General features: G+C 42.1%; 9 protein-coding genes. 3 read left to right on the top strand and 6 right to left on the bottom strand.

Annotated elements, in window-relative coordinates:
* Window positions 1-31 precede the first annotated feature (31 nt).
* From ACM0OX_RS34480 to ACM0OX_RS34460, 5 genes are all read right to left on the bottom strand, one after another.
* Window positions 32-304: a DUF6888 family protein gene (locus ACM0OX_RS34480; RefSeq protein ID WP_414519564.1), complete on the bottom strand. Its 273-nt coding sequence runs from the start codon at window positions 302-304 to the stop codon at window positions 32-34.
* A gap of 45 nt (window positions 305-349) precedes the next feature.
* Window positions 350-646, bottom strand: a complete 297-nt coding sequence (locus tag ACM0OX_RS34475) for a hypothetical protein (protein WP_414519562.1) — start codon at window positions 644-646, stop codon at window positions 350-352.
* A gap of 38 nt (window positions 647-684) precedes the next feature.
* Window positions 685-1,281 carry a DUF3177 family protein gene (locus ACM0OX_RS34470; RefSeq protein WP_292778776.1) on the bottom strand — a complete coding sequence of 199 codons (597 nt, stop codon included), beginning with the start codon at window positions 1,279-1,281 and terminating at the stop codon, window positions 685-687.
* Window positions 1,282-1,764: 483 nt separating this feature from the next.
* Window positions 1,765-2,010, bottom strand: a complete 246-nt coding sequence (locus ACM0OX_RS34465) for a Calvin cycle protein CP12 (protein WP_069074399.1) — start codon at window positions 2,008-2,010, stop codon at window positions 1,765-1,767.
* Between the two features lie 241 nt (window positions 2,011-2,251).
* Window positions 2,252-2,386: a hypothetical protein gene (locus ACM0OX_RS34460; protein ID WP_334841005.1), complete on the bottom strand. Its 135-nt coding sequence runs from the start codon at window positions 2,384-2,386 to the stop codon at window positions 2,252-2,254.
* Between ACM0OX_RS34460 and ACM0OX_RS34455 the strand changes: the two genes are divergently transcribed.
* On the top strand, window positions 2,385-3,614 hold the full coding sequence (locus ACM0OX_RS34455) for an FIST N-terminal domain-containing protein (protein WP_414519559.1): 1,230 nt from the start codon (window positions 2,385-2,387) through the stop codon (window positions 3,612-3,614). The genes ACM0OX_RS34460 and ACM0OX_RS34455 overlap by 2 nt on opposite strands.
* Before the next feature lie 67 nt (window positions 3,615-3,681).
* Here ACM0OX_RS34455 and ACM0OX_RS34450 read toward each other — a convergent pair whose 3' ends face one another.
* Window positions 3,682-4,809 (bottom strand): metallophosphoesterase family protein, encoded by a 1,128-nt coding sequence (locus ACM0OX_RS34450; protein ID WP_414519558.1) that lies wholly within the window; start codon window positions 4,807-4,809, stop codon window positions 3,682-3,684.
* A gap of 419 nt (window positions 4,810-5,228) precedes the next feature.
* On the opposite strand from ACM0OX_RS34450, the gene ACM0OX_RS34445 reads away from it, so the two are divergent.
* Window positions 5,229-6,101 carry an S-methyl-5'-thioadenosine phosphorylase gene (locus ACM0OX_RS34445; protein WP_414519556.1) on the top strand — a complete coding sequence of 291 codons (873 nt, stop codon included), beginning with the start codon at window positions 5,229-5,231 and terminating at the stop codon, window positions 6,099-6,101.
* A gap of 456 nt (window positions 6,102-6,557) precedes the next feature.
* Entirely contained in the window at window positions 6,558-7,361 is an 804-nt protein-coding gene (locus ACM0OX_RS34440) for an Rpn family recombination-promoting nuclease/putative transposase (RefSeq protein ID WP_414519555.1), read from the top strand.
* The last annotated feature ends 446 nt before the right edge of the window (window positions 7,362-7,807 follow it).

Genomic DNA, 7,807 nt, shown 5'->3' with positions numbered 1-7,807 from the left:
TCAATATCCCTTATTTCTATTTTTCCTCTGCCTAGAGTGACAAAAGAGGGTTAAGTTTAACTGCCCAATTCGACATGATATCCACTAATTTGCATATTATAATTTTCTCAATATCTTGTGGGGTGGGCATCTTGCCCGCCTTGATGGGTAAAATTTGGAATTCAATCTCTTCGTCATACCCAGCAAGAATGTATACATTACGAGTCCGATGATCAACGCAAATGAAGTATATGGCCTGAAGCATGATATACGTCAGTTGATAGCTAATACGATACAAACTTGCTACTTGAGCAGCAGTAGGCATTTTACTTAATTACACCAAAATTACAAATTACGAATTAGTAATTAGTCAAACACCTACTTCTGATAATATAGCTTCCATAGCTTCCCAAGAAATTCCTTGTTGAATATAACGGGGTGCTTCAGGATTGTAAGGACTGGCTACTCGGTCAATGTTGAGGATGTTTGCCCCATCTGGTATGACTGGTACATCTGCATCAAATGCCGTTGGACGCATCAAAGAACTGGAAAAGCCTTTGAAAATAGCAATTGTATCTTCCTCATCAGCAATTTCCACCGTTACAATTAGGACTTCTTTGGTGCGTTTAGTGGTGTATTGTTCCAGTCGCTTACCAATGGAATTCATTTTTTTTGAGAGTAGGGGTTAAGGTGGTGCAACGATGGTTATTGTGGTGTGGCTGAACGTCCCTGTTTGCCTAGCTTAATCAAAACAAAATAGCTCAAGTAAAGCACATAAATTACTAAACTAGTTATGCCAAGAAAACCTAAGAACTCAGCCTTGCTGTTAGCATGAAAATATTCTTTGAATAGTAACGGAGCCTCGAACCAGACACGACAATAGGGAGTCTTAAGCATATTGCCAGAAAAAGCACAACCCAAAAAAGGTATAAATGCTAGTGTACCTAAAAAACAATAAACAGTTGTCGCCCAGCGCCAAGAGGTAAAAATAAATTTCAAAGATCCACTGGTTTGATACTCAATTTCATCGTTGATATCCACCCAGAACCACAACGAAATCGGGATTAAAATCTGAGCTATCAATCCAGAGATAAAGCTAACTGGATATTGGGCAATCATTAAGTAAATTGTGATTGCTACCAAGCTTGATACTCGCCAGTATATAGCCAATAAGCGTTGTATGCCTTCTGCTTTTTGTACAAATGCCCAAATTAGAAGAATTAGCGGAATAATTACCAGGAATAATACTGCCAGTCGGTAATCAATCCAAACGAAAGGTCGAAACCAAATATCATAGTCCATATTTTTTCTCAAACAATAGATAAAAAAGAAATCAGGAGTTCAAATAATCGATCAAGTAAGATTTTATACCACTATTTGATTGTAGACTGCTAAATAAGGCAGGGGTATTAAACCCTTTTATTCAGGAGTCAGTCGAACTCCCATTCATCCTGAATTCTTCTTGATAATAGTTTATTGAACCTCGTATGACTAGAAGTCACGAGTATTATAAAAAATTTATAGGGGCGTACATCTGTACGCCCCTAATACCAATTAATTGGTTGTTTAATTCATGGAAATCGCAACTTATCCCTTTGGAAGAAGCCTATTGATTCAAATAAGGAATTTATTTTTTGTTTCCACGCCTAAAATTGGTAGCTCTAAATAAAACGCTTGCGAGTGGAGGACACTGGTGAGTTTCCACGTCCTCCACTCTAGGCGTCTTTTTTGGTCAATGCTGGTTGTTTGCTGACCAAACAACAGAAAATCCAGTTGCCTCAATTTCTAGTCGTCGTAAACCCGGCATTCAATTGCATCTGGATTGTCATCACAATACTGTTCTAGAGAATTTTTTGGCTTGCTTTGGCGCTTGTGGGAAGCTTCGGCTTGCAATTCTTCTACTGCATCCCAAGCAGCAGCACACTCTGGTGAGTTGCTACCGTTAATATCACAGACAGTACGCGCTTGTTCCACTTCTTCTTGGATTTTCTCTTGGATGTCGCCTTTTGCTGTTTCTTGGATGTTGGTCATTAGCTTTAGTCTCGTTGTGTGTTGTTAATACTAGTATAGAAAATGTTCAGAAATGGCAGTTTTTCGCTTGATTAATAACCATTCTAACCATTTAGCCAATCATAAGTTAGTGTTTTAGCCCATTGATTTATAACCAATACAGCAAGCTACCGCATCTATAATGCATTTACCTTTATTTTTTAAGATTTTGTGGAATTAGTAGCATAGATAAATAATCATACAATATATTTAGATGCCTATATTAGGGAATGACAACCCCAACTTCTTGGGATGGAGGAGACAAAGGGCTGGCATCAATTCTTGTAAGATGCAATTCTTCCCAAAATAAAAAGTCAAAATCTACTAGCCTAAAAAGAGAAAGAAGCTCAAAACTCATGGCAGACCAAATGCAGTGGGCAAATGCCCTATCAACCCGTCATTCTCTGGAAGCCGCTGTTACAGATGTGGTAGAACGAGCTGTTTCATCGTTAACAGCACCTGCGGATCTAGGACTGGTATTCATTTCGTCTGCTTTTGCGAGTGAGTATTCCCGACTGTTACCCTTGTTAGCTGATAAACTTTCTGTGCCTGTGCTAATTGGCTGTAGTGGTGGTGGTGTAATTGGGACGACAGTGAGCGGAGAAACCCAAGAATTGGAAGCTGAACCAGCTATTAGCTTGACTTTAGCACACCTTCCAGGAGTAAAGATTCAAGTTTTTCATATTGCTGCTGAAGAATTACCTGACTTAGACAGTTCACCAGATGCTTGGGTTGATTTGATCGGTGTACCACCATCACCGACACCGCAGTTCATCTTGCTGTCTAGTTCTTTCGCCTCTGGAATTAACGATTTGTTGCAGGGGCTGGATTTCGCTTATCCAGGATCGACGATCGTGGGGGGACAGGCTAGTGGTGGAGGTATGGGTGGTCGTGTTGCCCTTTTCTGTAACGATACTAACGGTGAGGAACAGCAATTGTATCGTGAGGGTACTGTTGGTATAGCTTTGACTGGCAATATTGTTTTGGAAACGATTGTCGCCCAAGGATGCCGACCGATTGGCCAGCCATTACAAGTTACAAAAGCCGATCGCAATATCATTCTAGAGTTAGATGAGAAAGTGCCTCTGGTAGTATTGCGAGATTTGATTGCTAGTCTCAGCGAACAAGAAAGGATTTTAGCACAGCATTCTTTATTTGTTGGTGTGGCAATGGATGAATTTAAGCTGGCTTTGCAGCAAGGAGACTTTTTAATACGTGGTATTCTTGGGGTCGATCCAAATGCTGGGGCGATCGCAATAGGCGATCGCGTTCGTCCAGGACAAAGGCTGCAATTCCACCTCCGCGATGCCCAAGCCTCTGCTGAAGACCTCGAATTACTCCTCCAAAGTTATCAACACCAACGAGAATCTGAACCCTCTGCCGTAGCTGCTTTGATGTTTTCCTGTCTGGGACGAGGTGAAGGACTCTATGGTAAACCCAACTTCGATTCTGAACTATTTCAGCGCTACCTTAACGATATTCCTGTAGGTGGCTTTTTCTGTGGCGGTGAAATTGGCCCTGTTGGTGGCAGAACCTTTTTACACGCCTACACTTCAGCATTTGGAATTTGTCGCCAAAATCAGTAATGAGTGCTGAGTACTGAGTATTGAATTACCTCCTAACTCCTAACTCCTAACTCCTAACTCCTAACTCCTAACTCTTATTCAGCAAAAGTGTGCTGTTATTATCAATCATCGTCAAACCTCCAGCAGTGGCGATCGCTGAGTTAGACTGTGATGCACTATATGTCTGAATATAGCGCCGCACTTCTGGGGGAAAATGAGGATAATCTAACACTGCATCACCATCGGCAATAGTTGCCCAGAAATCGCGCAAACCAGGAGCTATTTTTTTTGCCTGTGATAACGGTAAGTTTAATGGAGAGTGAGTTAGTAGCTTAATTAGGAAAGGGAAAGAGCGATCGCCCATCCACTGCCGTGATGACTGTTGCAAGTCAGGGAACTCAGGCACTGACTCTACGCGATGGGATAAAATTTGCAACGATTCTTTACCTTGGTTATCCCGATGAAACTCTAGCACTCGATAAGGGTGAGGATAGCTCACTAAAGAACCAGTGGTAATATCATATACTCCATCTGAGTAAGCAATATCCTGAACGTGCAAATGTCCGGTAAACACTAGCTTGACTCCGTAGCGCCTCAGCAACTGCAATAGTTTTGCTGAATTGGACAACATATAACGATTTGCCAGTGGATGGTTCGATTGATTGGGCAAATGCTCCACCACATTATGATGCACCATCACCAAAACTAAGTCATCACCAGATGCCGCCAGCACCTCTTCTAACCATCGTAGCTGTTTGGCATCTAAACATCCCACTTGCTCCCCCTGGTCATTAAAGGAGTTAGAATTCAGTCCAATCAGCTTAACTCCAGGCAGCAATTGACGAATGTAGTACATCTGCTGGGGGTCGTCATAGCCAAACTTCGTGTAATAGTAGGGAAAATCCGCAAAAGCAATTGATTGCCGATCGGCCAACAGCACAGGTACGTCATGATTGCCAGGAACAACATAGACGGGAAAAGGTAGCTGGGCTAAACATTGTTGCAACCAGGCGTGATTCTCTGGTTCGCCGTGCTGGGTTAAATCTCCTGGCAACAACAAGAAATCTAAATCGAGTTGTGTTAAATGTTCTAGTACACTTTTAAATGCTGAGATACTTACTTCTACCAGATGAAAACGGCTAGGATGATCCCAGATTGTGTGAGGAAGTGCCAGGTGTAAGTCGCTGACTACCGCAAAGCGAAAATTGAGAGTCATTGATTTATGAAAATGTTAAAAGCAAAGGTTAAAATAAGCCTTTTCCCAAAAGTATAACGCTTGCTTTGTTTCCCTGCGTAGGAGTGTGTCTACTTAACATTTGTATACAGAAAGCATCGATTATACACTATGGTGACAATTGACTTAAGGGTTAATCATAAGCATTTAATCTCCAAAAATTATCGGAAATTTGATTGCTAAAAATTATTAATTAATGCTCAAATAATTGGGCGATCGCTGCTATCTATACCTGAATAAATAATGAATGGGTAATAATTCAATAGTGTTAGCGGCACGAAATGCGATGTCTACGACGGGCTACGCCTACGCATATCTCATCGTAGACATCGCTTTGTTTTCTGCTACTCCCCTTTTCGATAAAATAACTGAGTAGATCGGCAAAGAACAGGTTCAGAATCATGGCTCAAGCTAGTATTGGGATTATAGGTGGTAGCGGTCTTTACAAAATGGATGCCCTCAAAGATGTCGAAGAGGTGCGAGTGGAGACTCCTTTTGGTTCACCATCTGATGCTTTGATTCTGGGGACTTTGGATGGTACACGAGTAGCTTTTTTGGCGCGTCATGGCCGCAATCACACGCTTTTACCCTCTGAGTTACCGTTTTGCGCTAATATCTATGCGATGAAGCAATTGGGTGTGAAGTATTTAATTTCAGCTAGTGCTGTGGGTTCCTTGAAGGAAGAGGCGAAACCACTGGATATGGTAGTTCCAGATCAGTTTATTGATAGAACGAAAAATCGGATTTCAACGTTTTTCGGCGAGGGAATTGTGGCTCACATTGCCTTTGGCGATCCGATTTGTAAGAATTTAGCTGCTGTCTTGGCAGATGCGATCGCATCTCTCAATTTACCAGAAGTTACTCTCCATCGCGGCGGCACTTATGTGTGCATGGAAGGGCCAGCTTTTTCCACTAAGGCAGAATCGAATCTTTACCGCAGTTGGGGTGCAACAATCATTGGGATGACGAATTTACCAGAAGCGAAGTTGGCAAGGGAAGCGGAAATTGCTTATGCAACCTTAGCGTTGGTGACAGATTATGATTGTTGGCATCCAGACCATGACAGTGTGACAGTGGAAATGGTGATTGGCAATTTGCTGCGGAATGCTGTGAATGCTCAAAAGGTAATTCAAGAAACTGTGCGGCGCTTGAGTGAAAATCCGCCAACCAGTGAGGCGCATTCGGCGTTGCAGTATGCGATTTTGACTCAGTTGGATAAAGCACCAGCAGCGACGAAGGAAAAGTTAGGGTTATTGTTGCAGAAGTATTTGTAGTGTTGCTGATGAATGAGCGATGTTTATGACGGGCTGTTCGGTAACGCACTTTCTCAGATTACAGCAAGAGCGATGTCTACGATGGTCACTGAGCTTGCCGTTCGCGGAGCGTCTCGTAGAGAAGTGCGGGCTACGCCTACGCACGTAAATATATAAGCTGTCGTCACCAAAATCATAATTTTCATTGATAAAATCATGAGTTTCGTTGACAAACTCATGATTTTTGTTATAAAGCTTTACTTGTTCCTTGTGTCTAGCAAATGATAGGGCGTCACCGAATAGCCCGTTGTAGACATCGCACTATCATCATAAAATCATACGGGCGATCGCTTTATTTCAATTTTGGGCGTAGGCGTAGCCCGCACTTCGACTTGGCTCAGTGACCATCATAGACATCGCTCATTACTAAAATCTCTTTGTGACAGACAAGAGACCTCGCTGATATAATACCTGTCTATGTTTGATAACGTCTGTCGCTTTTTAGCAGAGTCATTTTCAGCCGATTTCGCCACTTGGTTACTTGGCGAATCCATCGCACTCACCCAACTCAGTCCATCAGAATTATCCCTCGAACCGATTCGAGCAGATGCGTTAATTCTGTTACAGTCAGATGAAATTGTTCTGCATATCGAATTCCAAACCGAAGTAAAAGCCGAAATTCCCTTTCGGATGACTGATTATCGGTTAAGGGTGTATCGCAGATTTCCCCGAAAGCGGATGCATCAAGTTGTCATTTATCTACAACCCACCACATCCGCATTAGTCCAGCAAACTGCTTTTGTTTTAGAAAATACCCGTCATGAATTTGGAGTTATTCGTTTTTGGGAGCAACCCAGCGAGATATTTTTAAATACTCCTGGTTTGTTACCGTTTGCAACCCTCAGTCAAACTGAGGATAAAACGCGAACATTACAACAGGTTGCAGAAGCTATTGAGCAAATAAACGATACCCGAACGCAAAGTAATATTGCTGCGTCAACGGCAGTGTTAGCTGGGTTAGTATTAAACAAGGAACTGATTAAAAGGTTATTACGGAGTGATCCTATGCGCGAGTCTGTAATTTACCAGGATATTTTGCAGGAAGGAGCTTTATCGATTGTTATGCGACTACTTCGCCGTAAAGTCGGAACTGTTCCACCTGCACAGCTATTGAAAATTCAAGCTTTAGACTCAATACAGTTGGATAATTTAGCAGACGCTTTACTTGATTTTTCAAGTTTAACCGATTTAGAAGCTTGGTTAGCGCAAAATCACGGTTAGTGATGCTATAGCGATCGCACTTTCTCAGATTACAGCAAAAACGATCGCTACGACGGGCTATTTGGCGATCGCACCATCATCATGAAATCATACAGGCTCGCATTCTCCCAAGTTGAGATAATTAGTTGTAATTGCGAGCGAAGCATGGCAATCGCTGTAAATATTTTTGTTTATCTACTTAGCTATACCAATTTGAAAAATGATTGCGACAGATGGATTCACACCAAGCTAGACGTACCAAGGCAATTCCCAATCCAAAATCTAAAATGGTATCACCTGCGTGTGCCAATATCATCACATAAACGCTTATTGCTGTTGCTCACATTGGGGTTGTTTTGCAAATAATCGCGCACCCAAGCACAACCCTTAACCATTAAATCATCCAAATTGAGATTCCACAACTTCACCGTCTTGTCAGCACTGGCAGAGGCAATGGTTTCACCGTC

The sequence above is a fragment of the Nostoc sp. PCC 9305 genome, assembly GCF_963920915.1.
Classification (GTDB): domain Bacteria; phylum Cyanobacteriota; class Cyanobacteriia; order Cyanobacteriales; family Nostocaceae; genus Nostoc.
This window is presented reverse-complemented; position numbering and strand designations above follow the sequence as displayed.